The sequence below is a fragment of the Neobacillus sp. C211 genome (assembly GCF_051842875.1).
Lineage (GTDB): Bacteria > Bacillota > Bacilli > Bacillales > Cytobacillaceae > Neobacillus.
On the sequence record NZ_JBPXRO010000006.1, the window covers coordinates 65,673 to 89,245 of the forward strand.

27 protein-coding genes are annotated in these 23,573 nt (G+C 38.2%); 15 read left to right on the forward strand and 12 right to left on the reverse strand.

Annotated features, from left to right (window positions below):
- The first annotated feature begins 22 nt into the window (after positions 1-22).
- The 3 genes from ACSU6B_RS07955 (at position 23) to ACSU6B_RS07965 (ending at position 3,020) form a co-directional block, all read left to right on the forward strand.
- Positions 23-1,024 (forward strand): DUF3231 family protein, encoded by a 1,002-nt coding sequence (locus tag ACSU6B_RS07955; protein WP_410884163.1) that lies wholly within the window; start codon positions 23-25, stop codon positions 1,022-1,024.
- Positions 1,025-1,423: 399 nt separating this feature from the next.
- Positions 1,424-2,620 carry a class I SAM-dependent rRNA methyltransferase gene (locus ACSU6B_RS07960; protein WP_410884165.1) on the forward strand — a complete coding sequence of 399 codons (1,197 nt, stop codon included), beginning with the start codon at positions 1,424-1,426 and terminating at the stop codon, positions 2,618-2,620.
- A gap of 178 nt (positions 2,621-2,798) precedes the next feature.
- Positions 2,799-3,020 (forward strand): hypothetical protein, encoded by a 222-nt coding sequence (locus ACSU6B_RS07965; protein WP_098930381.1) that lies wholly within the window; start codon positions 2,799-2,801, stop codon positions 3,018-3,020.
- A gap of 250 nt (positions 3,021-3,270) precedes the next feature.
- Here the strand turns inward: ACSU6B_RS07965 and ACSU6B_RS07970 are convergent, their stop codons facing one another.
- The 5 genes from ACSU6B_RS07970 to ACSU6B_RS07990 form a co-directional block, all read right to left on the reverse strand.
- Entirely contained in the window at positions 3,271-3,780 is a 510-nt protein-coding gene (locus ACSU6B_RS07970) for a DoxX family membrane protein (RefSeq protein WP_410884167.1), read from the reverse strand.
- A 224-nt stretch (positions 3,781-4,004) separates the two neighbouring features.
- On the reverse strand, positions 4,005-4,514 hold the full coding sequence (locus ACSU6B_RS07975) for a DoxX family protein (RefSeq protein WP_410884169.1): 510 nt from the start codon (positions 4,512-4,514) through the stop codon (positions 4,005-4,007).
- Positions 4,515-4,731: 217 nt separating this feature from the next.
- Entirely contained in the window at positions 4,732-5,121 is a 390-nt protein-coding gene (locus ACSU6B_RS07980; protein WP_410884171.1) for an SRPBCC domain-containing protein, read from the reverse strand.
- Positions 5,122-5,177: 56 nt separating this feature from the next.
- Positions 5,178-5,633: an SRPBCC family protein gene (locus ACSU6B_RS07985; RefSeq protein WP_410884173.1), complete on the reverse strand. Its 456-nt coding sequence runs from the start codon at positions 5,631-5,633 to the stop codon at positions 5,178-5,180.
- Positions 5,617-5,940: an ArsR/SmtB family transcription factor gene (locus ACSU6B_RS07990; protein ID WP_210427106.1), complete on the reverse strand. Its 324-nt coding sequence runs from the start codon at positions 5,938-5,940 to the stop codon at positions 5,617-5,619. Before ACSU6B_RS07990 ends, ACSU6B_RS07985 begins: the two co-directional genes overlap by 17 nt.
- Positions 5,941-6,132: 192 nt before the next feature.
- Between ACSU6B_RS07990 and ACSU6B_RS07995 the strand changes: the two genes are divergently transcribed.
- From ACSU6B_RS07995 to ACSU6B_RS08010, 4 genes are all read left to right on the forward strand, one after another.
- A complete protein-coding gene (locus tag ACSU6B_RS07995) occupies positions 6,133-6,840 on the forward strand; it encodes an MBL fold metallo-hydrolase (RefSeq protein WP_410884175.1) in 708 nt (235 codons plus the stop codon).
- A gap of 11 nt (positions 6,841-6,851) precedes the next feature.
- The gene (locus ACSU6B_RS08000) at positions 6,852-7,424 is read left to right on the forward strand and encodes a TetR/AcrR family transcriptional regulator (RefSeq protein ID WP_410884177.1); all 573 of its coding nucleotides are present in this window, start codon (positions 6,852-6,854) and stop codon (positions 7,422-7,424) included.
- A gap of 479 nt (positions 7,425-7,903) precedes the next feature.
- Positions 7,904-8,509, forward strand: coding sequence for an exonuclease domain-containing protein (locus ACSU6B_RS08005; RefSeq protein ID WP_088085635.1), 606 nt, complete (start codon positions 7,904-7,906; stop codon positions 8,507-8,509).
- Between the two features lie 119 nt (positions 8,510-8,628).
- Entirely contained in the window at positions 8,629-9,024 is a 396-nt protein-coding gene (locus ACSU6B_RS08010) for a VOC family protein (RefSeq protein ID WP_214998136.1), read from the forward strand.
- A 72-nt stretch (positions 9,025-9,096) separates the two neighbouring features.
- Here ACSU6B_RS08010 and ACSU6B_RS08015 read toward each other — a convergent pair whose 3' ends face one another.
- Together ACSU6B_RS08015 and ACSU6B_RS08020 are read right to left on the reverse strand one after the other, a co-directional pair.
- Positions 9,097-9,522, reverse strand: a complete 426-nt coding sequence (locus tag ACSU6B_RS08015) for a VOC family protein (protein WP_410884180.1) — start codon at positions 9,520-9,522, stop codon at positions 9,097-9,099.
- A 235-nt stretch (positions 9,523-9,757) separates the two neighbouring features.
- Positions 9,758-10,282 (reverse strand): DinB family protein, encoded by a 525-nt coding sequence (locus tag ACSU6B_RS08020; RefSeq protein ID WP_410884182.1) that lies wholly within the window; start codon positions 10,280-10,282, stop codon positions 9,758-9,760.
- Positions 10,283-10,545: 263 nt separating this feature from the next.
- Between ACSU6B_RS08020 and ACSU6B_RS08025 the strand changes: the two genes are divergently transcribed.
- From ACSU6B_RS08025 to ACSU6B_RS08035, 3 genes are all read left to right on the forward strand, one after another.
- Entirely contained in the window at positions 10,546-10,773 is a 228-nt protein-coding gene (locus ACSU6B_RS08025) for a hypothetical protein (protein WP_410884184.1), read from the forward strand.
- Positions 10,774-11,074: 301 nt separating this feature from the next.
- Positions 11,075-11,260 (forward strand): hypothetical protein, encoded by a 186-nt coding sequence (locus ACSU6B_RS08030; RefSeq protein ID WP_410884186.1) that lies wholly within the window; start codon positions 11,075-11,077, stop codon positions 11,258-11,260.
- A 23-nt stretch (positions 11,261-11,283) separates the two neighbouring features.
- Positions 11,284-11,667 carry a VOC family protein gene (locus ACSU6B_RS08035; RefSeq protein ID WP_410884188.1) on the forward strand — a complete coding sequence of 128 codons (384 nt, stop codon included), beginning with the start codon at positions 11,284-11,286 and terminating at the stop codon, positions 11,665-11,667.
- Between the two features lie 63 nt (positions 11,668-11,730).
- On the opposite strand, the gene ACSU6B_RS08040 is transcribed toward ACSU6B_RS08035, so the two are convergent.
- Positions 11,731-12,045 carry a DMT family transporter gene (locus ACSU6B_RS08040; RefSeq protein WP_088085642.1) on the reverse strand — a complete coding sequence of 105 codons (315 nt, stop codon included), beginning with the start codon at positions 12,043-12,045 and terminating at the stop codon, positions 11,731-11,733.
- Between the two features lies 1 nt (position 12,046).
- On the reverse strand, positions 12,047-12,394 hold the full coding sequence (locus ACSU6B_RS08045) for a DMT family transporter (RefSeq protein ID WP_410884190.1): 348 nt from the start codon (positions 12,392-12,394) through the stop codon (positions 12,047-12,049).
- Between the two features lie 231 nt (positions 12,395-12,625).
- Here ACSU6B_RS08045 and ACSU6B_RS08050 point away from each other — a divergent pair, with 231 nt between their 5' ends.
- Positions 12,626-13,030 (forward strand): globin domain-containing protein, encoded by a 405-nt coding sequence (locus ACSU6B_RS08050; protein ID WP_410884192.1) that lies wholly within the window; start codon positions 12,626-12,628, stop codon positions 13,028-13,030.
- Positions 13,031-13,089: 59 nt separating this feature from the next.
- Here the strand turns inward: ACSU6B_RS08050 and ACSU6B_RS08055 are convergent, their stop codons facing one another.
- The 3 genes from ACSU6B_RS08055 to ACSU6B_RS08065 all read right to left on the reverse strand — a co-directional run bounded on the left by ACSU6B_RS08055 (position 13,090) and on the right by ACSU6B_RS08065 (position 16,425).
- Positions 13,090-14,388 (reverse strand): ABC transporter substrate-binding protein, encoded by a 1,299-nt coding sequence (locus ACSU6B_RS08055; protein WP_410884194.1) that lies wholly within the window; start codon positions 14,386-14,388, stop codon positions 13,090-13,092.
- 241 nt (positions 14,389-14,629) lie between these two features.
- Positions 14,630-15,457 carry a carbohydrate ABC transporter permease gene (locus ACSU6B_RS08060; protein WP_335397927.1) on the reverse strand — a complete coding sequence of 276 codons (828 nt, stop codon included), beginning with the start codon at positions 15,455-15,457 and terminating at the stop codon, positions 14,630-14,632.
- Complete coding sequence (locus ACSU6B_RS08065) at positions 15,457-16,425, reverse strand: carbohydrate ABC transporter permease (protein WP_410884197.1); 969 nt, start codon at positions 16,423-16,425, stop codon at positions 15,457-15,459. The genes ACSU6B_RS08060 and ACSU6B_RS08065 overlap by 1 nt, the downstream gene beginning before the upstream one ends.
- 211 nt (positions 16,426-16,636) lie before the next feature.
- Here ACSU6B_RS08065 and ACSU6B_RS08070 point away from each other — a divergent pair, with 211 nt between their 5' ends.
- The 4 genes from ACSU6B_RS08070 to ACSU6B_RS08085 all read left to right on the forward strand — a co-directional run bounded on the left by ACSU6B_RS08070 (position 16,637) and on the right by ACSU6B_RS08085 (position 23,557).
- Entirely contained in the window at positions 16,637-18,460 is a 1,824-nt protein-coding gene (locus ACSU6B_RS08070; protein ID WP_410884199.1) for a sensor histidine kinase, read from the forward strand.
- Positions 18,457-20,046: a response regulator transcription factor gene (locus ACSU6B_RS08075; RefSeq protein WP_410884201.1), complete on the forward strand. Its 1,590-nt coding sequence runs from the start codon at positions 18,457-18,459 to the stop codon at positions 20,044-20,046. Before ACSU6B_RS08070 ends, ACSU6B_RS08075 begins: the two co-directional genes overlap by 4 nt.
- Before the next feature lie 156 nt (positions 20,047-20,202).
- The gene (locus tag ACSU6B_RS08080) at positions 20,203-21,999 is read left to right on the forward strand and encodes a sensor histidine kinase (protein ID WP_410884203.1); all 1,797 of its coding nucleotides are present in this window, start codon (positions 20,203-20,205) and stop codon (positions 21,997-21,999) included.
- Positions 21,974-23,557, forward strand: a complete 1,584-nt coding sequence (locus ACSU6B_RS08085) for a response regulator transcription factor (RefSeq protein ID WP_410884205.1) — start codon at positions 21,974-21,976, stop codon at positions 23,555-23,557. The genes ACSU6B_RS08080 and ACSU6B_RS08085 overlap by 26 nt, the downstream gene beginning before the upstream one ends.
- Positions 23,558-23,573: the final 16 nt, after the last annotated feature.

Below are 23,573 nucleotides of genomic sequence, written 5' to 3' on the forward strand. Positions count from 1 at the left end.
GAGGTTAAGGGGATTATTTGTTATGGGAGCATTTAAGGAAAAATTAACATCTGCTGAAATGGGAAAACTCTGGGTCACATATATGGGGAATTCCATGTCCAAACGTTATCTTATGTACTATCTTCAACATGTTGAGGATCAAGATATCAAAAAAATTGTAGAAAACGCACTGAATATATGTGAATCCATATTACAAGAAATAAAAAAGATCTTTATTGAAGAAAGCTTTCCTGTGCCAATTGGATTTACAGATGAGGACGTAAACTTAAATACCCCAAGGTTATTTTCTGATGAGTTTTATCTGCATTACTTAAAGTATGCGGGTAAAGCAGGACTAAGCATTTATTCAATTGCGGTACCAATAATGACAAGAGAAGATATTAGGGACTTCTTTATCAATACCCTTAATTCTACAGTTAAACTAATAAATGAGGTCAATAATGCTCTAATGGCTAAGGGTTATTTAATTAAGCCACCACTTATTCCTACCCCAGAAAAAGTCGATTTTATAAAAAAACAAAATTATCTAAATGGTTTTATAGGGAATGTGAGACCGCTCCATGCTCTAGAAATTACACATCTTTACTTAAATAATGAAAATAACGTAACAAGCAAAGCTTTATTAATTGGCTTTAGCCAGGTCGCCAAGAATGAGCAAATTAAGGAATTTTTTATTAGAGGAAAAGAAATGACAAACAAACATATAGTAAATTGTTCACAACATCTAAATAAAGAAAATTTGCCTGCTCTACCTCTTTTAGATCATTTAGTAAGCACTTCTACTATTTCACCATTTTCAGATAAATTAATGTTAGCCCATAAAATCGACATGTTTTCCATGAAAATAAGAGCTTATGGGAACGGGATGTCTCTTAACGGTAGACACGATATAGGTGGAATGTATGCACGATTTGTAAAGGATGTCGGGCTTTATGTCGAGGATGCAGCTAATATAATGATTGACCATGGTTGGATGGAACAGCCACCAAAAGCGGCTGACCGAGATCACTTAGCTTCAAACTAGCAGTAGCTGCTGGCTTTCAGGTGATACTGGAGAGAGTTTTAGGCAAAAAAATAGATTGGTGTCAGCACCAATCAAAATTATGGGAAGTTTTAAGAAATGAGCTCTTTGAACCATTTCCATATTAACTTGACTTAATAATAAGAAAAACATATGTAGAAATTAAGGTGAACTTGTGTGGAAGCTGTGAAGATTTAAAATGTCCCTAATTATTTGAGATGGTCTGTACCCATTTAAGGATTAAAAGAATAATGATCGCACCTGCTACTAGATTAGTAGCGGGTTTTGTTTTAGAACAAGCAGAATTAATGTTATGATAACGTTATTGCTCTCCAGTTGATTCGTAAGTCAAGATATTGTCTAAAATATTTATATAGGATAAAAAACAGATGGGATGACACGATGAATAAAGAAGTCAGTCTTAAGGTGAAAACAAAGTTTGTAAATAAATTTAAAAGCGGCTATCCACTTATTTCTAAGGAAGCCGTCATTAATGTGGACAACCTCGTAGAAGAGGGGTCCATTGTTAAATTGGTCGACGAAAGAAATATATTTATTGCCAAAGGCTATTATGGTAAGCAAAATAAGGGCCTTGGCTGGGTGTTGAGCAGAAAAGAAAATGATTCTTTTGATCAACGTTTTTTTGAGAAAATGCTAAAAGAAGCGATTAAGGAAAGAGAATCATTTTATCAAAGTTCAGAAACTACCGCGTTTCGAGTGTTTAATGGTGAAGGTGATGGAATCGGTGGTTTGACGATTGATTACTTTGCTGGTTATTATCTGTTAACTTGGTACAGCAAGGGTATCTATCATTTTCGAGACTATATCGTTCAAGCTTTAAAGGAACTGGTTGAATTCCAGGGCATTTATCAGAAAAAGCGTTTTGATGAAAAAGGGCAATACATCGAGGAAGATGACTTTGTCGCAGGTGAAAGAGGTCAGTTCCCTCTTATTGTCAAAGAAAATGGCGTCAACTTTGCAATATATTTAAATGAAAGCGCCATGGTCGGGGTGTTTTTAGACCAGCGGGATGTAAGGCGCACAATCCGAGATGTGTATGCAAACGGTAAGACAGTTTTAAATACATTCTCTTATACGGGGGCTTTTTCCTTGTTTGCAGCTCTAGGGGGAGCAACGAAAACTACAAGTGTAGACCTGGCCAATCGGAGTAAGAGTAAAACGATTGAGCAGTTTAGTGTAAATGGTGTGGACCATGAAACACAAGCAATTATTGTTGAGGATGTATTCAAGTACTTTAAATATGCTGTCAAGAAACAGCTGAAGTTTGATATGGTCATCCTTGATCCGCCGAGCTTTGCCCGGTCCAAGAAATTTGTCTTTAGTGCGGAAAAGGACTACAAGAATCTTCTAATCGAAGCGATTGCGATTACAGCGGACAACGGAACCATTGTTGCATCCACAAACAGCAGCGCTTTTGGGATGGATAAATTCAAGAGCTTTATCGATGCTGCCTTTAAAGAATCTGGCAGCCGGTATAAACAATTGGAAGAGTTTTCACTTCCCGTCGATTTCAAAACCGTCAAAGAATTTCCAGAAGGGGACTACTTGAAGGTAGTATTTATTAAAAAAATAAGATAAAGATGGTGCCTGACACCCACATGCAATGAAATGTGGGGGAGGGCCTTTTTTTATTTTTCAGGGTGTTGTAAATCCCATTTTTGCAATATAATAAAGGGAAGATGTTCACGAAATTGTCAAAAATGCTACTTTCGTAACTTACATAAATTAAAAAATAATCATTTCTGGGGGAAACGATATGATTAGAGCGGCTATTGCTGGTGTTGTTGGTTTTGTGCTTATTTTTATCGAGTCGATGATTGTGATGAAGCTAAAAGGTCTTGAAACGATTGAATTTGGCGGGTTGGCTCCGTTTATTAATGTCTGGGCTATGAATTTCTTTTTCATGTTTGCCATCCTTACACAGGTAACCAATTGGTATATGAACAAAGAAAGTTTAAAAGAAGATAAAAGCTTTTAGTATTAAAAAAAGCGACGCAATCTGGTAGGATGACCAAGACTGCGTCGCTTTTTTTTGATTGGCTCTGTTAAACTTGCCTGTTGATTTCCGCTCCAGGCGCTTCGCTTTCCGCTGGCGGTCCGGGGAGCCTCCTCGTCGCTGCGCTCCTGCGGGGTCTTCCCTGCCCCGTCCTCCCTCAGGAGTCTTCGCGCCTTCCACTCCAATCAACAGGGTGCCAAAATTAACAATAAGCTTTAACATAGCCTTTTGATTAAACGTTATGTTTTACAGTTTTATTCCCTTTAAATGCTGTGTTGCGAATGAATGGGATAACCCAACGGTCAAGACCGATGCGGCCGGCATTGTAACCAGAGAACAGGATGATCGCTCCTAGGAAAAGATCTGTTGGAATATGTGATACGGTTCCTGCTAAGAAAAATGAAAAGTTCATCACAAGGCCAAAGAACATAGCAGCAGTTGTTAAACATCCAAGAATAAGTCCAAGTCCGATTAAGAATTCACCTAGTGGGACGATCGTGTTAAAAATATCAACGTTTGGTAACGCGAAATGCTTTAAGAAATCAACATACCAGCCATAAACCATCGCACCGTCTGGACCTTTCACTGGATTAGCGATTGCCCCTTTTAAATAGCCAGAAGCATCAAAACCGCCTGATAATTTGTGGAACCCAGCTGTAATCCAAGAATACCCCATATATAAGCGAAGAACTGTTAAAATTCCAGCGGCAACTTTGTTTTCTCTTAACCACTTTACTACCATGTGAAACACTCCTTGTTAATTTATTTTTATTTGTTTGTTTGTTCGTTAACTACATTTTTAATATACCAAACTTATTTTGAAATTAGGGTAAAATGTTCACTATTTCACATATTTGTAAAAAAGTTATGAACAAATTTCAAACGAACAAGATCCTTCACCAGACTCTTAGAGAGAGTTTTGGATATAAGGGAGCTTATCAAAGACATTCCCCCTGCTTACTTGCATTAAACGTTATGTTTTACAGTTTTATTCCCTTTATATGCTGTGTTACGAATGAATGGGATAACCCAACGGTCAAGACCGATGCGACCAGCGTTATAGCCTGAGAAAAGAATAATTGCTCCTAAGAAAAGATCTGTTGGAATATGTGATACGGTTCCTGCTAAGAAAAATGAAAAGTTCATTACAAGTCCAAAGAACATAGCAGCAGTTGTTAAGCATCCAAGAATAAGTCCAAGTCCGATTAAGAATTCTCCTAGTGGGACGATGGTGTTAAAAATATCAACGTTTGGTAAGGCGAAATGCTTTAAAAAATCAACATACCAGCCATAAACCATCGCGCCGTCTGGACCTTTCACTGGATTAGCGATTGCCCCTTTTAGATAGCCAGATGCATCAAAACCACCTGATAATTTGTGGAACCCAGCTGTAATCCAAGAATACCCCATATATAAGCGAAGAACTGTTAAAATTCCAGCGGCAACTTTGTTTTCTCTTAACCACTTTACTACCATGTGAAACACTCCTTGTTAATTTATTTTTATTTGTTTGTTTGTTCGTTAACTACATTGTTACTATATCAAACTTATTTTGAAATAAGGGTAAATTGTTCACTATTTCACATATTCGTAAAAAAGTTGTGAACATTTTATTAACAGGGCCTTGAACTCCATTACTTACTAATTAATAAGAAAAATGCTTGGAGATGCTCCAAGCATTTTTGCGTGTGAATTAACCTAAATATTTTTCTAAAGGGTTCCAGTAATTCGCTCCCCATCCTGCTGCAAGATGTTCTCCTTCAGCCTCAGGAAAACCAATGTGGTCGAAAACCAAAAGGGTTTTTGAGTCTTGTTCTTTTAGCTCAAACTTAGCAATAGAGTAAACACCCTCTGGCCAATTCGCTACTCGCCAAGCTTGTACTATTCGCACACTTGGAACTAGTTCAATGTTTCTTCCAAGAATCATGCCGCCAAAACACGAAAAAGTACCACCAGCATCAGGACTGATTTCTGTAGGTGCACCTCCCGTCATTTCGCTGAATTGTTTCGAATCTGTGAGTGCTTCATATATAAGTCCAGGGCCGGCATTGAAAACTACTTCTTGATGAATTGTTTTAGTCATTTTTTATTCCTCCAATATATTATTCAATAGAAAAGGTTATTTATTTTTTATTTAAATTAATGCATGGCTATTTCGGACCATGGGTCTACACCCGGATCATTGCCTTCTGCAAAATCTTTAATGCGCGGCATGTAATGGGACCATCCTTGTTGGTGCGATGGGACTTCTTCAACTGGCAAGTCATAATGGGTTAAAACTAAATTTGTGCCATTTTCTTTCGGAGTCAGTTTGAATTCGACCTTACTTGAACCAGGTGGCACGAGCTTTGATTTTTCCCACCCCCAAGACATGACGATTTTTTCATAAGGAACAATTTCTACATATTCGCCCATGGCTATATCGCTGCCATTCACATCAATTCGATATTTACCACCGATTTTTGGCTCGAGCAAGATATGTCTCCCCATCCAGCGAACCATTTTGTCCGCATCAGTAAAGAACGAAAATAATGTTTCCGGACGGGCTTCAATAAATATTTCTTTTGTGATGATTTCATTATTGGTCTGATTCATTTTTTCTCCTTTCTTCCTCTTCGGCAGCTTCTTTCAAACGAAGTAAACTATCATCCCAAAAACGGTCAATATACTGCTTTAATTCAGAAAAACCGTCCCTTCTAATACCGTAGTACCGTTTCGTTCCGTCTCTCCGAACTATAACTAGGCCGGATTGTTCGAGAACTTTGAGATGCTGAGAAACTGCTGGAGCTGAAATGTCAAAATGTGAGGCAATCGCGCTGGAGGTCATTTCTCCATCACGAACGAGATAGAGTATATCTCGACGTCTAGGTTCTGCTAACGCATGAAGGACTTTTTCAATCATATTGTTATTTTAGCGCACACTTAATTAAGTGTCAACTTAATTAAGTGGTAGTCATGTTAGTATCTTTTGGCAAAAAAGATGAATATATGAATTCATAAGGGGATTGTAATTTTTTCCAAAAAAGAACTTGATAAAACTAATGCAATTAGTTATTATAAAACTAATGATATTAGTTAAAGGGGATGTGTCACTATGAGGATGATCAAAAATGGGTACTTGTATCAAGTTACATTCATGGCGAATGTTTTTCCGGTCAACTGCTATTTGGTGGAGGAAGAGGACGGGTTAACGTTAATTGATGCAGCGCTTGGCTTTTGTGCCAAAGGCATTATGAAGGCGGCCGAATCGATTGGAAAGCCGATTACCAAAATTGTGTTGACGCATGCTCATGAGGATCATGTCGGGGCGTTGGATTCTATAAAAGACTCGCTGCCAGATGTACCGGTTTATATTTCGAAGCGAGACCATAGACTAATGAATGGCGATCGGTCGCTTGATCCTCAGGAGGCGCAAACCCCGATTAAAGGCGGTGTACCGAAAAAATTAAAAACGCGGGCCAATCTATTATTGAAAGAAGGCGACCTGATTGGTTCGTTAACAGCGATCGAAACGCCAGGACATACACCAGGCTCCATGTCATTTTTAGATTTGCGGACCAAGGCGTTGATAGCAGGTGATTCCTTTCAAACACGAGGTGGAATGGCTGTTGCAGGGGATATTAGAGCTTGGTTTCCATTCCCGGCTTTTGGTACGTGGAGTAAGGAAACCGCCTTGTCCAGTGCCCGGAAATTAGTGAGTTATCGGCCTGAATTGCTTGCAGTCGGCCACGGAGAGATCGTGATAAATCCTGTAAACTCAATGCAGCATGCAATCAAAAATCTGGAACGAAAAATAGGATAGGGAGTAATTATATGTCACCAAGACCAAAAATCGGTCTCGAAATATCTTTTATTATCGAAGCAGCAGGAGAGATTGCCGACCAACATGGGGTGCAGGAAGTTACCTTGGCCAACTTAGCAAAGAAGCTGGGGATACGTTCTCCTTCTTTATATAATCATTTTGATGGACTCACTGGATTAAGAAAGAAATTGGCAATTTACGGAATCGATAAGCTTTATGAAGTGATGACAGATGCAGCAATTGGGGTGTCAGGCACCGAAGCTGTGCTGGCAGTTAGCCAGGCCTATGTGGATTTTTCCCGAAAGCACCCAGGTATTTATGAGGCGACCTTACTTGCCCCTGACCCGGAAGATGTGGATGTGCAGCAAGCAGGGGCGAAAATCGTTGACCTTTCCGTTCGCGTTTTGCAGGTATATCATTTAGAAGGAGAGCGTGCTTTGCATGCTGTCCGGGGCTTACGTAGTATTTTACATGGATTTTCTGCTCTAGAGCAAAAAGGCGGATTCAAGATGTCGTTGGATTTGAATGAAAGTCTTATGATAATTATTAAGGCATTTCTTTTGGGGATTGGGCTGGAGGACTAATAGATGAGAGGGTCAGTAGTGTCCATGCTGGAGGAAAAAAGCCGAGGACAGTAACTAAGAGTGGACCACAGTGCCAGTACTCATCGAATAATATCGGTCGCGGTCACTCTGAGAGGATCACAGTCCCGTACTCATCGAAAAAAATCGGTCACGGTCACTCTGAGAGGATCACAGTGCCCGAACTTATCGAAAAAAATCGGCCACGGTCACTCTGAGAGGACCACAGTGCCCGTACTCATCGAAAAGTATCGGCTACGGTCACTCTGGGAGATCAGAGTGCCCGAATTCATCGAAAAAAATCGGCCACGGTCACTCTGAGAGGACCACAGTGCCCGTACTCATCGAAAAGTATCGGTCATGGTCACTCTCTAACGTTCCGCCCCTGTAATATTCTCATTAAGGTACATTTTGGAGATAGAGTCCTATGGCAAGCTTTGGTATAATGGGATAAAGTTTAGTATTAAGGGATGATCATTTAGATGAGGTCAGAAAAATTGGGTTTAGTATTAGATGTGGAGACAACCGGTTTAGGTCCTACCAAGGATGAAGTAATCGAGCTCGCATTAAAGTTATTTTCCTATCGAGCAGATACCGGCGAGGTTATCGATATTATTGATGAAGACTCCTTTTTGCGTGAGCCGCTTTCCCGTTCGGCAAGAAATAATTATGACACAGCCTATCGAGTTCACGGAATCCCTTATGAGTTAGTTCAAGGGAAAAGCTTTTATGATGTAAAAATAAAAACCTATTTCCATCGTGCCGATTCGGTTTTTGCCCATAATGCTTCCTTTGATCGAAGCTTTCTCTATCACATGTATCCGGAAGTCAACGACCTGAAGTGGTATTGCACAATGAGAAACATCCCTTGGAAAAATTACGGCTTTCCAAATGGGAAACTATTAACCCTATTACAAGCGCATAACATCACAAATTACCAAACACATAGAGCTCTAGATGATATTACATACTTGTTAGAGTTGCTCAAGAAAACAAGTCCGAATGGAAACCTCTATCTGCAAGAGGTGCTAGAAAAGGCCCCGATGAGAAAATATCAGCCTGCTGTTTCCCGTACTAAAATGGGTTGAAAAAACTAATCAAACGTTTTGATTAGTTTTTTTGCTAATTTGTCAATAATGTTATGTGTTGCCAATTGAAATAAAAATCAATCCTAAACAATAATTTATAAAAAAGAAGGAGGATTACTATGTCAAAAGTTACACCATTCTTAATGTTTCAAGGAAACGCGGAAGAAGCAATGAATTACTACATATCATTGATTGAGGATTCAGAAATAATCAGAATTACTCGTTATGGGGCAAACGGACCGGGGGAAGAGGGAAGTGTTATGCATGCTGCCTTTACACTCAAAGGTCAGGAATTCATGTGCATTGATAGTAATATAAAACATGAATTTACTTTTACACCATCCTTCTCTATTTATATCACCTGTGATACTGAAGAGGAAATAAATCGACTATATGAAAATTTGTCTAGTGGTGGAGGCTTATTAATGTCGTTAGATAATTATGGCTTTAGCAAAAAGTTTGGCTGGGTCGTTGATAAATTCGGCGTTTCATGGCAGCTTAACTTACCTTTATAAATTTGATGGGTCTAAAAAAAGCCCGGTCGCATATGGACCGGGCTAATTTGCATGCATCTCGTATGTAAAAATCTATTGTCGACCCTCAGTGAAAATTTGAAAGTTCACACCGAACTTGTCTGTTAGACTACCATAAGCTGGGCTGAAAAACGTTTCCTGAAGCGGCATGTTTACTTGACTACCTTGCTGTAAGGCCTCGAAAAATTTATGCGCCTGGTCCGCGTCGTTAGTTGAAATACAGATAGTTACTTGATTTCCGCTTTGATGGGGTTGCCCTGGGAACGTATCAGAAAACATTACTTCCGTTTCTCCCACTTTGATCGTCGCGTGACCTACACGATCTTTGGCCTCGGCAGGTAATGGAAATTCTGGGTTTTCTGGCATTTCACCGAAAGATTGAGAAAAAAGAACCTGTGCATCCAAAGCCTTTTCGTAAAATTGAATCGCTTCCTTCGCATTTCCATCCATCACTAAATAGGGAATCAAACGTAATGTCATAATAAATCTCTCCTCGGTTTAAAAGTATTTTTTTGCTATCCTCGATAGGAAATAAGCTAGCCAGCCTCCTAAGAGATGCTCACTTCTTATTATTACCGATATTTTGATTATAAAACAAAGAACAAATGTTCGCAAGTGAATTTTTACCAAAATCAATAAAAACCCATGAGCTAAAACTAAACTCACGGGCTTTTAATCGTGGTGCCTGACACCATTTTTACTTCTATGCCAAGGCTTATTTCAATAAAGAAACGTATCGTTCAATAATGATTTTATAATGGTGGAGGGCGTGACCTGCGATAATGTAGCCTATGGCACGGGCCGTGACTTCAGTGTTATTGGCAAAGCCAATGTTTGCCCAAGCCTCTTCCGGCATGTTTTGAATTAAGGTAAGGCTAGCTTTTCTAATGGCAATAAAGTCTTCGAGAATATTTTTTATTGGTAATTTATTAATTTGCGAACCTTGGACAAAATCATTCTCGTTAAAACCTGCCAAAGCAGTCTGGTCTCCCCGTCCAACACGGAGAAGCCGGTAGCTCATAATTCTTTCAGTGTCTGCCATATGGCCAAGTACTTCTTTGATGCTCCATTTATTTTCGGCATAGCGAAAGTGGCCATCTTCTTCCGAAAGCGACTCAAAAAGCTCAATCGTTTTGACCAAGTTCTCTTTCAAAAGTGTTAATAGATTACCCTCAGGAACTAGATTCACATAAGGTTTATAGTATTCTGGGTACTCACTTGCTAAAGGACGTTGCAGCATTTCATTATCTCCCTTCTAATCTCATGACATCAGTCTCTCCTCACCCTAATGGTATGAAGGAAAGCAAAGAGATTATTCGTTTTTTTTTAAGAAAACCCATAAGGTGGACTAGCATAGAATAATCCTATCATAATATTCATAACTGCATGACCGGCATTTTAAAAAATAAGCCGAGTAAAGCACATTTCCTATAGTAAAAGGACCATTTGGTGAATAAGACATATTATAAATGGAGAAAAAATATTTTTACAGGGGGAGATTTAATGGGTTTTTTCTTGGTAGGAATCGTCTATTGGCTATTGATTGGAGCATCCGTGCTGCTATTTGTTAGGGGTCTTTGGAAAAAATCATGGAAAGCCTTTTTGTGGAGTGGGATTGCCCTTGCGATACCAACCATCTCGCTCTATGTTGGCGGTGCGGAGGGATGGTTTAGATTCGCTGGTCTGCTGCCTCTGCTATTGTTTGGACTTGCTTATTATACAAAAAAATAGTCACTCATTTTTAATTATCCATTTTTAAAATTAAAATTTGGTGGGAGAAGCTTAATAAAAATCATATTTTGTGTAAAATTAAACTAAGATATTTGGACATTTATACTTTATTTAAATGCATTCCCCATCCATGGGCGAATTTTTGAGTTCTATGAGCGAATCTTTGGTTTCAATGAGCGAATATTGGACTTTTATGGGCGAATCTAGTGTTTTTATGGGCGAATCTGTGCTTCCAATTTTCGGCCGCTCTTAATTTTAACCTGATACAATTAATATATATAATCAACACGGGGTGAAAAGCATGAATCCATCTAATCCAAACAATAACTCACGATCAAGTGAAATCGATTTAAAAACTATCCCTTCAATCATAAAAACCTACAAAAATGCTTGTGGAACGATTCATTCACATAAGCTGATCGGAGAATTAAGACAAAAGTACATGAGACGGCCTGCATTTTTAGAGGAATTGGGGAAAATCAGGTAAGCCATAAAGGAGATAGAAGCCCAATGCTGCACCATTTAGAAATCTATGTTTCTAACCTAAGCAAAACTATCGAGTTTTGGGGGTGGTTTTTAACTGAAATAGGATATGAGCCTTACCAAAAATGGGAGTCTGGTTTCAGCTGGAAACATGGAGAGACTTATATTGTTTTTGTTCAGGCGGATGACCGTTTTCTAGATATTCCGTATCATCGTTCTAGAGTCGGCCTGAACCATTTAGCTTTTCAGGCAGTATCAAGAGAGCAGGTTAATCAAATGACATTACAATTGAAGGAAAAAGGCGTTAATATTCTATATCCAGATAAACATCCATTTGCTGGCGGGGGATCTCATTACGCTGTTTTTTTCGAAGATCCTGATCGAATCAAAGTGGAATTAGTAGCACCGTAAAAGCAGTGGTCAGTCCCCGATAAGTTACGCGTTAACTTACCTGAGAGCTGACCCTTTTAAGTTTTATGATAGTGCCTTTAAGCCGACAACACCTATAATAATTAAAATGACGCTAATGATGCGCCCAAGGTTTTTTGATTCACCAAAAAGAAACATATTAATAAAAACAGCACCGGCTGTCCCAATTCCGACCCAAACGGCATAGGCAATGCTTAGTTGAAGAAACTGAAAGGACACATATAAAAAAGCCAGTGATGCGCCGAACCCGCCAATATATAGAACACCATTTCGGAGCGTTTTTTGCTGGCTGTATAATTTAAGTCCAGCCGCACCGGCGACCTCACTTGCAGCAGCTAAAAAGACAAAAACCCAGCCCATATTAGGCAACTCCCTTTACTGCTGTTTTTTCATCTTCCTTGTCCGAGAGATTTAATCCGATCACGCCAATGACAATGGTCAAGATAAAAAAAGCCTTCCCAGGATTAAAGCTTTCCCCAAAAAGATATATATCCATTAACACCGTACCAATTGTCCCTATTCCGGCAAATATTGCATAAACAGTACCGGTAGGGAGAGTCTCACAGGCTTTAGGCAGAATATGATAGTCTAAAAAAATAACTCCAACGACGATTGCCCACTGCCACCACGTTTGTGCCTCATTAAATCCGTATACCCAAATCAATTCAAACAAACAGGTTAAGCCTACGTAAATCCAGGCCTTATTCATTCTTTACACCTCTTGAAAGACCACTTGTACTATAACCAAAATGGTCCGATTAAATACTAATATGAAACCAGCATATTATATTAGGATACCACAATTTTTTAGAAAGTTGTTTTAAACACCTTTCCAACGCGTGGAAATTTATGTATTTTTAAATTTACTGTCATATCAATCACAAAAATCTTTCCACTTTAACTTTATAATAATCAAAAATAGGGAAAAAAATAAAAGTGGATGGTGAAGAAATTGGAATACAAACTTAAATCACTTTATGAGGAAATAGGCGGGCAGGAAACAATTGATAAATTGGTCAATGCCTTTTATCCACGAGTATATGCTGACCCAGAGTTAAGACTCTTGTTTGAAGGGGAAATGGAAGAAATTAAGCGCAAACAGAGGATGTTTCTTCCACAGTTTTTAGGGGGCCCAGCCCTTTATTCTCAGGAATTTGGTCCCCCAGCAATGAGAGGGCGGCACCTGCCATTTGAAGTAACACCGAGAAGAGCTGCATGCTGGCTTCGCTGTATGAAGGAAGCATTTGAAGAAATTGGGCTTGATCAGCAACCAGCAGGACAGGCCTTTTATGACCGGTTAATGCAAGTGGCTGGAATTATGGTTAATAGCCCAGACCGTGAATAAGAACTAGTTAAATGATAATAGGCTCTTCTCAGATTGAGAAGAGCCTTAGATTTTTAATACTACTTCTTTAGTTTAGCCCAAGTTGCATCTAAAGCTTTTTCTGTTTCTGCTTTAGATTTTTGGCCGCCAACATAGGCTTGAAGGGAAGCACCAAATTCTTGTCCAGCACCATCAGGATATTTCATGAACTGCCAAGAGTAGGTTTTGCCTTCTTGAGAGTATTTCTGAAGTTCTGCACCTAGTGGTCCAATATCTTCTGCTTTTGCTTCAATTGTTTTAAAAGCAGGGATGTATTTGAATTCCTTAACTAATGCTGTTTTACCTTCTTCAGATGAAACCATCCAGTTTAAGAAATCTTTTGCCGCTTTTTTATCTGCTTCAGGAGCTTTGTTATGAACTACCCAGTTTGTTGGAACGTCAACCATTAATTTATCTGCTTGTGCTGCATCATCAGTCAGTGCCAATGGAATGAAACCAACTTCCATGCCAGGACTTAACTTATCCAGCATCGGCTGGATCCAGTTACCTTGCTGAATCATTGCTGTTTCGCCGTTTGCAAATTGTGTTACTTCTGTATTGTAGTCAGTTGTTAATGGATTTTTGTTACCATATTTAATCGTTAGGTCTACAAGCTTAAAGTAGTCATTGAAGTATTTGTTGCCTTCAATTTTTGCTGTACCTTCGTTTAAACCTTTAATGAAGTTTTCGTCATCCGCTTGTTGGTAAGCGAACGGAACGTTAAGACCATGGTTTGCTAAAACCCACCATTCAGCATAGCCAACAGAGAAAGGAGTAATCCCGGCAGCTTTCAGTTTTTTCGACGCAGCTTCTAACTCCGTGAAGGTTTTTGGCAGTTCTGTAATACCAGCTTTTGCAAATAATTTTTTATTGTAAGCAAAACCATAGCCTTCCATATTAACAGGCTGGCCATAAACTTTCCCATCAATTGTCATAGGTAGTAACGCGCTCTCATAGGCATCTTTTACCCAAGGCTGATCGGATAAATCTTCAAATTTATCTTTCCATGTTTGCGCCTCTTGATAACCGCCATTACCAAAGATATCTGGTGCTTTATTAGAAGCAAACTTTGCTTTTAGGGCTGCAGAACCATCCGCGCCGCCGCCAACTGTTTCAATATTAAAAGTAACTTCTGGATGTTCTTTTGTATATTGGTCTGTTAAGGCCTTTAATTGGTCAGCGATTTCAACTTTCCCATTAAAAAGATCAACAACTACTTTCCCGTCTTTGCCACCGCTGCTTTTTTTATCACTCGATGCACTGTCGCTAGAACAAGCTGTTGCTAATAGAAGTGAAGCGGATAGTACACCTGCTAGTAAAGAATACTTTTTGAACCCCATTAAAATTCCCTCCTGTTTGTAAAATCTATTTTTATATTAGTCTCTGCTAACTGTCAATTAGATAGAAGAGGTTGTTCCCACAATACTTAGATAACTGTCTAGCTCCAGCGCCCAGCGGCTATTGGACTTCGCTCTTCTCCCTACGATAAGTCAACATCGAATCGTTCCGCTCTTCGTGTTTCCTATATCTCAGTCGAAGCGCTCCAGTCCATACGCCGCTAAACGGGCGCTTCCGCTTTTCTTATTTTATTGAACCGCTGGTAATCCCTTTAATAATGTGTTTTTGCATCGCAAAGAAGAAGATTAACAACGGAATGATGCCCATGACCAATGCTGCTAGTGCTAAATCCCATTGCTTTGTATATTGTCCAAAGAAGGAGAACGTTGCTAATGGAATCGTTTTTAATTCCGGATCCTGTAGAACAAGTGATGGTAATAAAAAGTCATTCCAAATCCATAAGCTGTTTAAAATGACTATCGTAACCGTTATCGGTTTTAATAGTGGAAAAACGATTCTCCAAAATACGCCAAACCTTGAACAGCCATCGATAATTGCTGCCTCTTCAAGTTCGACCGGAATTCCTTTGATAAAACCGTGATACAAGAAAATAGTCATCCCTGATCCAAAGCCTAAGTACATAATGACAAGACCCCAGACGCTATTTAAAAGTCCAAAGGTACCTGCTGTTTTGATAAGTGGGATCATGATCGATTGAAACGGAATAATCATCGCTGCAACGAAAATCATGAAAATTACGTTACTGATCTTCTTTTTTGTTCGGACCAGCATGTACGCCGCCATTGAACAAAAGATAACCAGAACGACATTACTTACAACTGTAACAATTAAAGAGTTTGAAAATACCTTCAGATAGTTCAGTTTTTCGAAGGCGCTCACATAGTTCTCAAACTGCAGCACGGACGGCAGGGCCGAAGTGTTAGTTAAAATCTCAGCAAATGGCTTTAAGGAGTTTGCTATAACATAATAGAAAGGGACTAAAAAGGCTAGGCCAAGCAGGATGGCAAGGATTTCAACAATAAATGTTTTTCCTGTGTACCTGTTTCCCATTAGGACTCAACCTCCTTTTTCTTCGAATATGTCACTTGAATAACAGAAATAGCTGCGACAACAAGGAATAAAATAAGTGCTTTTGCTTCACCAATTCCGTAGCGGTTATTAACAAATGCTTCGGTGTAAATATTAAGCGCTAACATTTCCGTTGACTTAAATGGACCGCCATTCGTCAAGGAAAGGTTTGCATCAAAGACCTTAAAGGATGATGCCGTTGTTAAAAATAAACAAATGGTAACAGCTGGTGCGACGAGGGGCATGGTGATGTGACGAAGAATCTGCCACCTATTTGCACCGTCAATTTTCGCTGCTTCAATTAATTCTTGTGGAACATTCTGTAATGCTGCGATATAGATAATCATAATGTAGCCGGCACCTTGCCATACACTGACAATCACAATTCCCCAGAAGGCGGTATTGGCATCGCCTAACCACGCTAACTCGAAAAGAGGGATACCTGTAAGCGCGCCGATGGAGGCAAAGCCTTTGACAAAAATAAACTGCCAGATAAATCCTAATAAAAGGCCGCCAATCAAGTTAGGCATAAAGAACACTGTCCGTAAAATATTTCTCGTTTTCAACATTTGGGTGACAAGTAACGCTAATCCAAACCCAATTGCATTTGTTAAGATAATGGCAACGACCGTATATTTCGTTGTAAGTTTAAAGGAAGATAGGAATTGCTTGTCCTCGGTGAAGATGTACTTGAAATTGTCCAAGCCAACCCATTTGACCGCTCCTGTGATCCCGTTCCAGTCTGTAAAGGCATAATAAATACCTGTGAAGAAAGGAATCAGAACAATGAGTGTAAAAGCTAACAAAACGGGCCCTACAAATAGAGCAAATAATCCTGCATCTTTCAGTTTCTTATTTTTATTTAAGGAAACTGACTTTGAAACTGCTGCGTTTTTTGGATTTACTAATACTGATGATTCTACTTTTTCCAACTTACTATGACTATTCATTACCTGCACCTCCATAATTTCATTTTAGAGAATAATGAAAATTATGAAACGGCTTACATTGACCAGTAGGGTGGAATATATTGAACAGTCATTCCTATGGACAAGTCAATATATGCCATAGGAATGGATATAGATAGTTGTTACAATGGAGAAAATTCATTAATTGGAGGAAGGTTAGTTCTGTTTTTTTCATATAACTAACCAAGATGATATGCAGTGGGGAATTCGTAAAAAGCTTATTATATTTTTAATACTAGTAACGGTTCTGCCTTTTGGAAGTTCGATTGCGATTACTTATTACCAAACAACAAAGTCTCTTAATAATCGCTTTGTTTCAACCAATCATGACCTGATTGTCAAAGGTGAAGACGAGCTAACTGTATATTTGGAAGATGTGGCCCAGATGTCGTCCGTACTTTACCGTTATACGCCCTTTATGAATGTGATGAGGGATGGGCTATCACAGAATTTAAACACTAATCAGGAAGAAGTTCGCCGAGCTCTTGCCTATTTATTTAATACACGTCCTGAGATTGAACAAATGCACATTTACATTGATAAAGGAAAGGATTCCTATACCAATTATCATTCCAGAATTAGCGGCAGAGCAAAGTATGAGAGTATCTTTTCGCATCCTTATTATGCACGATTAAATCGATATAAAAGCCTTTTTTCCGTTATTGAACCGCCCCATGAAATGTATAGTTATAACAATATATCGGTTATCCCAAACTCGGAAAAGAAAAATGTCCTAAGCTTTCATAACATCCTTCGTGACGTACCGTCAGACAAGCTATTAGGCTTTTTGTCTATTGATATTAATCTTTCCAAAATAGGTGCGATTGCCGGCCGCTTATATACAAAGGACATGGAAGACTTGTACATTATGGATGAAAAAGGAGTTATTATATACTCCTCCAACGAATCAATGATCGGCAAGGAAAATAAAGAAAAGTGGTTTGGGAAAGTAAAAAAGGAGTCCGCCTTCAGTAAAAGTACGGAATGGAAGGATAAACAATTCTCGGGTGTGATTGTTCACGATAAGTTTTCCGCCCCCTACAAGAATTGGTATATTGTGAAACGAATTCCTTACAATGTACTCTATCAAGGTGCAAGAGAAACGGCCTTAATCAACATTTTGATTGGTATCGTGACGCTCGTTATTGTGTTAATTGCGACCATGTTTGTTTCATTTAAGATAACCGCACCGATCAAGGTATTAATTGATAACATGAAAAAAGTAGAAAAAGGTGAATTTGAGGCGGATTTTGATTCATTAGGGAACGATGAAATTGGGATGTTAGGAAGGCATTTCAAAGTAATGATTGCGAAAATCAATGATTTAATTGAGCGAGAATATAAATTAGATATAGAAAATAAAGAATCACAGCTGCGTGTATTGCGGTCACAAATTAATCCGCATTTTTTATATAACGCCCTTCAATCGATTGGTACCTTGGCGTTAAAATCCAAAGCCGTTCCTGTCTATTCCTTGCTCACTTCATTATCGAAAATCATGAGATACAGTATGAATATGAAGGAAGACATTGTCCCTTTTATTTCAGAGCTGATGCATGTTAAATCCTATTTATTGTTACAAAAACAACGCTTTGACGAGCAGTTCGAATTTGAATTAAATGTCTCAAAAGAAGTACAAGAAATCATGATACCGAAAATGATTTTGCAGCCCATTGTGGAAAATTGTTTTAAGCATGGCTTTGATCAGCAGGTAGGAAAAGCATTTATACAAATTGAGGCGAGTGTTCAGGATGACGCGTTGGTTTGTCTTACTGTAAAAGATAATGGAATAGGCGCAAATGAAGAACAATTGAAAAGTATCAGGCAGGAATTATATCATGGTGTGTCAAAAGAAGAGAAGCATAGAGAAACGATTGGCTTAAAAAATATATATGACCGCTTACAGATTTACTACGCGAATCAAGCACACATGACTATTAACAGTAATGAAGAAACTGGATTCTCTGTGACGGTTCAGTTTCCAAAGGTTATGCAAAAAGAGGTGGAGCATTCATGAGAGCATTAATCGTCGATGATGAAAAGCACGTTCGCGAAGGAATTAAGATACTGGGTGATTGGGAAAAAAACGGAATTGATGAAATTTATGAAGCCGGAAATGGAGAAGAAGCGATACATTTAATTCAAAAGTATAAGCCAGAGATTATTTTTTCAGATATGAAAATGCCAAAAATGGATGGCGTCAACCTGTTAGAATGGATTAAAGAAAATCAGCCAACAAGCAAAACTATTGTTGTGACAGGTTATGATGATTACCACTACATGCGCAAAGCCATTCATTTCGGGAGTTCTGACTATCTCCTAAAGCCGATTGATCCCGAAATCTTAAATCATACGTTGGAAACAGCTGTAGATGAATGGAAAAAAGAAGCTTTAGACAGGGAGAGAAAAGAAAGCAGCTCTCAATTAATCAATGAAATGAAGCCGGTTTATCGAGACCGCAAGCTTACCCAGTTAGTAAATAGCGACAATCTGAAGGAAGATTTGTATGAGAATTTTGGTATTCATCCGTCTCACAATTATCAAGTAGCCCTTGTTCGGATTAACGGAAAGACAATTGAGGCATTTCAAGGAGATCGAGATTTAGCCTACTTTACGATTTTGAACGTCATTAACGAAATTATGATGAAAAATGAATGTGGAATTGGTTTTCGCTACTTATCCAATAAGGGAGAAGTTGTGATTATCTTCTGGAATAGGTTTGAGCAAATAGAAGAACTTTTAAAACAAATATATAAGACGATAAGACATACAATGGATATTTCTTGTCCTATCGTTTTAGGTAAGTTAGTTACTAAGAGTTCCAATTTATTTGATTCGTATCTTTATGCTAAACAGCTATTATTCACTAGTAACATCTTGGACAAAACAGAAAATCGAGTCTATGTGCAGGAGAAACTGCCAAGCCATGCCTTAAGGAACCTTTTGGACTACTCTGCTAATATAGAACTGGCTGTACAAGCTGGTGAAATAGGTGCCTTTGAAGAAGTGATAAATCAAATTTCAACAGATTTTACAGAAAACCACTTTCTGTCATTAAAACAGCTGTCCCATTTAGAAAATGAATATTTGGTGATCAGCAATAGATGGTTTAAGCATTATAATCTACCTGTTAAAGCAGCTGAGGACATCGAAAAACGAATTGATTTATTTTTTGATATAAACGGTCACTTTATGCTTGAAGAATATAAACAGAGAAAGAAACGAGAGATTGCTATCTTTTTGAAAAAAGTTAAGAAAAGAACCCTTCAGAAACATAGTAACATCATTTATGATATTGAAAAGTATTTGCAAGCGAACTTCGATCGGGATGTAAAACTGCAAGAGATCTCCGAGCATTTTTATATCAGTCGAGAATATATCTCTAGAAAATTCAAACAAGAATTTAACGTCAATATATCAGATTATATTGTGAAGTTTCGGATGAAGAAGGCCAAATCTTTATTGAAAAACAGCCAGTTAAAAATCTATGAAATTGCGACGATGATAGGGTATCAAGACGACAAATATTTTCGCAAAGTATTTAAAAAGGTTGAGGGCATTACCCCGAATGAATATCGTGAAGCCTATATGAATCAGAAATGAGCAGAGCCGGAATCCAGCTTCTGCTTATTTATTTGGAATTAAATATCACGTGGTAAGTTGCTAGGGGATATGTTAAATTGAAAAGATAATAATAGTCAAAACTAATAGATTGAGCTATAGAATGTAAGGGTTTTCTTTTTTATTCGGGGGGATACCATGTTTTTTTCCATACGCAATCGCTTGTTTATTATTTTTACTTGTTTGTTAACAATTCCATTAATTATTTTATCTATTATAATCCCAAGCTGGTTTACATCCATTATTGAAGATCAGACCCAGGAGCTAACAATTGAAGCCATGGATCAGTACTCGCTCTATATTGACTCGATTACAACGCAGGCGGAGGATTTAGGAAAACAGGTCCTTGTCAATCAAACGACTCAGCAGTGGTTAAAGTTAGAAAAAAAGGATGCAAATATACCGAAAGAACAGAGCTTGTTACAGAAGAATCAACTGAAAATGATGCTATCATCAATGATGGTGAACAACTCAAATGGCATGTCTATTTCAGTCGTTCTAAATAATGGCGAAGGGGCATGGGGCAATAACCCCAACTTACACAACCTAGATTGGTTTAAAGACTTTAGGGTCAATGAACAACGATTTGTAAAATCACATATTGATCCTTATTTGCCAGCACAAGGAAATAGTAATAGTTATATTTTACCCCTCGTTGATTTGAATACGGTTGTTTCATACGGATTTATAAAGGTTAATTTCCCTACAACTTTGCTGGAAACAGCCTTAGAAAAAATAACGATTGGAAAAAATGGACATGCTTATTTGTTGGATGCTCAGGGAGCAAATGTTTTAGTGGGGAAGATCAATACCCCAACAAAGGTATTAAAAAATAGTTTGACTAAAATAAAAAATAGTCAAAAACAAAAAGGTTTATTAGAAGCTGATTATCATGGAGAAAAATACTTTGTTTTTTTTCAAAAGTTATCAGTTGGTGATTGGATTCTTGTCAGTGAAGTTACAAAGTCTGACTTATTCTCAAAAGTTAATCTTCTGCAACGCAACTTACTTATTACTAGTGCGATTGTGTTTTTAATAACAATCTTTGCGTCGTTCATGCTCTCTTCCAATATCGTAAGCCCTTTAGGAAAACTAGCAAAAGCGATGAAATTTATTGAAAGTGGAGATTTTTCTGGTGCCAAACGCTTTATGCCAACGATAAAACCATCTAATGATGAAGTAGGTTATGTAGTAAAAGTGTTTGATCATACGATTGATCAATTGAAGAACTTAATTGAAACAGAATATGAAGCCAACATCCGTCGAAAAGATGCAGAATACAAGGCCTTATTACTACAAATCAATCCTCACTTTTTGAACAATACCCTTGAAATCATTGGGGGATTAGCTGTTCAGGGCAAGAATAAAGAGGTGATGAATGTAAGCATCTACTTAGGCCGGATGATGAGGTATTCATTGAATACACAAAATGACGTCGTGAGATTAGGTGAAGAAATCAGCTATATTCGCAGCTACACCGACATTTTAAAGGTGAGATATGAGGACGCCCTCACGATTGATATTGTGGAGGATCCGGAGACAAGGGATCTTCCTATTATTAAATTCATTCTCCAGCCACTCGTGGAAAATGCCGTCAAATATAGTTTTATAGAAAAGACCACGGCTGAAATTTTTATTATAACGAAAAAAGCGAATAATCAAATAAAGATAGTTTTAGAAGATAAGGGAATTGGTATGTCTGAAGAAGTGATATCAGACTTAGTGAGTGAAGAAACAAAGAATGAAACCATTAGTGTCCTAGCGAGCAAAGGAAACAGCATTGGTCTAAAGAATGTCCTTGGCAGATTAAAGCTTTACTACGGAGAGCGCTTTTCTTATCAGATTGAATCTGAAAAGAATGTAGGCACGAGGATTACATTATGTATAAATTTTGATAGAGGTGATATACATGATGAAGGTCATAATCACGGATGATGAAATTCAAATTCGTAAAGGCTTACGAATGAAAGTGAACTGGGAAGATGAAGGTTTTGAAATTGTTGGCGAAGCTTCTAATGGGAAAGATACACTTGAATTGCTTGGTTGCATGGATATTGATTTGGTCATTACAGATATGAGGATGCCCATTATGGATGGCCTTGAATTAGCTAAACGATGTCAGCAGGAATTTCCAAGAGTAAAAGTGATCGTATTATCGGGTTATTCCGATTTTGAATTGGTACGTGGTTCCATGAAGGAAGGGGTTAGAGACTATCTGTTAAAACCGGTAGCTCCCGATGAATTAGTAGAAGCATTACGAAAAATTCATAAAGAAATTGAGGAAGAGCGGCGAAAACAAGTTGAAACGGCTCAGATGCGGCAGCTTGTTCTTACCCAGCTTCAAGAAGTACAGGAACAATACTTGCTCTATTTAGTTAAAGAGGAATGGTTACAGCTTAATCTGGTTATTGAAAGACTGCGCCAGCTACAACTCGTGGAACTTGTAAATGAGGACGCCATTGTCCAATTTGTCAGCGTGGAAATTAGAGAGGGCTTTGGCAATCCCAATCGATTAAAGGAGCTCTGGCTTCCTTTCCAAATGTTATGCAAAGAGATCTCAAAAGAGAATACAGGAACTTATTCGTTTTACGACCCAAGCTATGCAAATATGGTTCATTTTCTAATACGAATAGATATAAATAGTCCTTCTAGTTTGGTTGAAAGGGTACAACAGAATGTGAAAAGATTGTTGAGTTTAGAAACGGTGATTGGAATCGGAAATGTTGTCAAGGGTCTAGCTAGCTTTAAGACAGGTTATATTTCCAGTTTGCTTGCTTGGAGTCAAAGTCAACTTGGTTCGCAATCGCAGGTAATTGATGCGGCGATAACGAAAGAAGAAGAATTTGAGTTTTCACCTGATTTTGAAAGAAAGTTAACTAATACGATTGAAAATGTTAATTTCGAGGCGTTTAAAGAAAATATTCAAACCTTATTGCGAGGGAATGGAAACCAATCGATTTTGTCCTTTTCTTTTGCTGCCAATCGAGTGTTATTTTTGTTAGGGTCGCTGGCAAAAAAATATGATATCGAAACGAAAGATATTCAAAAAACGATTTGGAATTGCCAACAAAGTATCTGGGAACTTAATTCGCAAAGTAAAGTGCTTGAAAACCTCCTTCAATTAGCCCAATTAATTATTGGAAAAGTACGTACGGCACGCTTTTCGAACGGGAAATTAATCGTTGATAGTGTTCGGCACTATTTGGACCAGCATTACGCTAGTGAAATCTCACTTACCTTATTATCGGAACTCTTTCATATCAATAGTGCTCATTTATCTGAAACCTTTAAAAATTATGTGGGGCAGAATTTTAGTGATTATTTGGTGAATTTACGAATGGACAAAGCCCGGGAGTTTTTAAGAGATAAGCAACTAAAAATCATTGATGTAGCAAACTTGGTTGGCTTTTCTAACTCCGGATATTTCAGTACGGTTTTTAAAAAATACTTTGGACAAACCCCTGTTGAATTCCGTAATGCCTTAGATGTTTAAGTTTTCAAGAAAGAAA

Bases quoted from the DNA above. Each gene is read 5' to 3' on its own strand.
- ACSU6B_RS08075 (WP_410884201.1), top strand. From the start codon at position 18,457: ATGAGAGCATTAATCGTCGATGATGAAAAGCACGTTCGCGAAGGAATT.
- ACSU6B_RS07990 (WP_210427106.1), bottom strand. From the start codon at position 5,940: ATGATTGAAAAAGTCCTTCATGCGTTAGCAGAACCTAGACGTCGAGAT.
- ACSU6B_RS08000 (WP_410884177.1), top strand. From the start codon at position 6,852: ATGTCACCAAGACCAAAAATCGGTCTCGAAATATCTTTTATTATCGAA.
- ACSU6B_RS07965 (WP_098930381.1), top strand. From the start codon at position 2,799: ATGATTAGAGCGGCTATTGCTGGTGTTGTTGGTTTTGTGCTTATTTTT.
- ACSU6B_RS08070 (WP_410884199.1), top strand. From the start codon at position 16,637: ATGCAGTGGGGAATTCGTAAAAAGCTTATTATATTTTTAATACTAGTA.
- ACSU6B_RS08025 (WP_410884184.1), top strand. From the start codon at position 10,546: ATGGGTTTTTTCTTGGTAGGAATCGTCTATTGGCTATTGATTGGAGCA.
- ACSU6B_RS07995 (WP_410884175.1), top strand. From the start codon at position 6,133: ATGAGGATGATCAAAAATGGGTACTTGTATCAAGTTACATTCATGGCG.
- ACSU6B_RS08035 (WP_410884188.1), top strand. From the start codon at position 11,284: ATGCTGCACCATTTAGAAATCTATGTTTCTAACCTAAGCAAAACTATC.
- ACSU6B_RS08050 (WP_410884192.1), top strand. From the start codon at position 12,626: ATGGTGAAGAAATTGGAATACAAACTTAAATCACTTTATGAGGAAATA.
- ACSU6B_RS08020 (WP_410884182.1), bottom strand. From the start codon at position 10,282: ATGCTGCAACGTCCTTTAGCAAGTGAGTACCCAGAATACTATAAACCT.
- ACSU6B_RS08045 (WP_410884190.1), bottom strand. From the start codon at position 12,394: ATGAATAAGGCCTGGATTTACGTAGGCTTAACCTGTTTGTTTGAATTG.
- ACSU6B_RS08040 (WP_088085642.1), bottom strand. From the start codon at position 12,045: ATGGGCTGGGTTTTTGTCTTTTTAGCTGCTGCAAGTGAGGTCGCCGGT.
- ACSU6B_RS08030 (WP_410884186.1), top strand. From the start codon at position 11,075: ATGAATCCATCTAATCCAAACAATAACTCACGATCAAGTGAAATCGAT.
- ACSU6B_RS08085 (WP_410884205.1), top strand. From the start codon at position 21,974: ATGATGAAGGTCATAATCACGGATGATGAAATTCAAATTCGTAAAGGC.
- ACSU6B_RS08005 (WP_088085635.1), top strand. From the start codon at position 7,904: ATGAGGTCAGAAAAATTGGGTTTAGTATTAGATGTGGAGACAACCGGT.
- ACSU6B_RS08065 (WP_410884197.1), bottom strand. From the start codon at position 16,425: ATGAATAGTCATAGTAAGTTGGAAAAAGTAGAATCATCAGTATTAGTA.
- ACSU6B_RS08080 (WP_410884203.1), top strand. From the start codon at position 20,203: ATGTTTTTTTCCATACGCAATCGCTTGTTTATTATTTTTACTTGTTTG.
- ACSU6B_RS08015 (WP_410884180.1), bottom strand. From the start codon at position 9,522: ATGACATTACGTTTGATTCCCTATTTAGTGATGGATGGAAATGCGAAG.
- ACSU6B_RS07960 (WP_410884165.1), top strand. From the start codon at position 1,424: ATGAATAAAGAAGTCAGTCTTAAGGTGAAAACAAAGTTTGTAAATAAA.
- ACSU6B_RS07980 (WP_410884171.1), bottom strand. From the start codon at position 5,121: ATGACTAAAACAATTCATCAAGAAGTAGTTTTCAATGCCGGCCCTGGA.
- ACSU6B_RS07970 (WP_410884167.1), bottom strand. From the start codon at position 3,780: ATGGTAGTAAAGTGGTTAAGAGAAAACAAAGTTGCCGCTGGAATTTTA.
- ACSU6B_RS07975 (WP_410884169.1), bottom strand. From the start codon at position 4,514: ATGGTAGTAAAGTGGTTAAGAGAAAACAAAGTTGCCGCTGGAATTTTA.
- ACSU6B_RS07985 (WP_410884173.1), bottom strand. From the start codon at position 5,633: ATGAATCAGACCAATAATGAAATCATCACAAAAGAAATATTTATTGAA.
- ACSU6B_RS08055 (WP_410884194.1), bottom strand. From the start codon at position 14,388: ATGGGGTTCAAAAAGTATTCTTTACTAGCAGGTGTACTATCCGCTTCA.
- ACSU6B_RS07955 (WP_410884163.1), top strand. From the start codon at position 23: ATGGGAGCATTTAAGGAAAAATTAACATCTGCTGAAATGGGAAAACTC.
- ACSU6B_RS08010 (WP_214998136.1), top strand. From the start codon at position 8,629: ATGTCAAAAGTTACACCATTCTTAATGTTTCAAGGAAACGCGGAAGAA.
- ACSU6B_RS08060 (WP_335397927.1), bottom strand. From the start codon at position 15,457: ATGGGAAACAGGTACACAGGAAAAACATTTATTGTTGAAATCCTTGCC.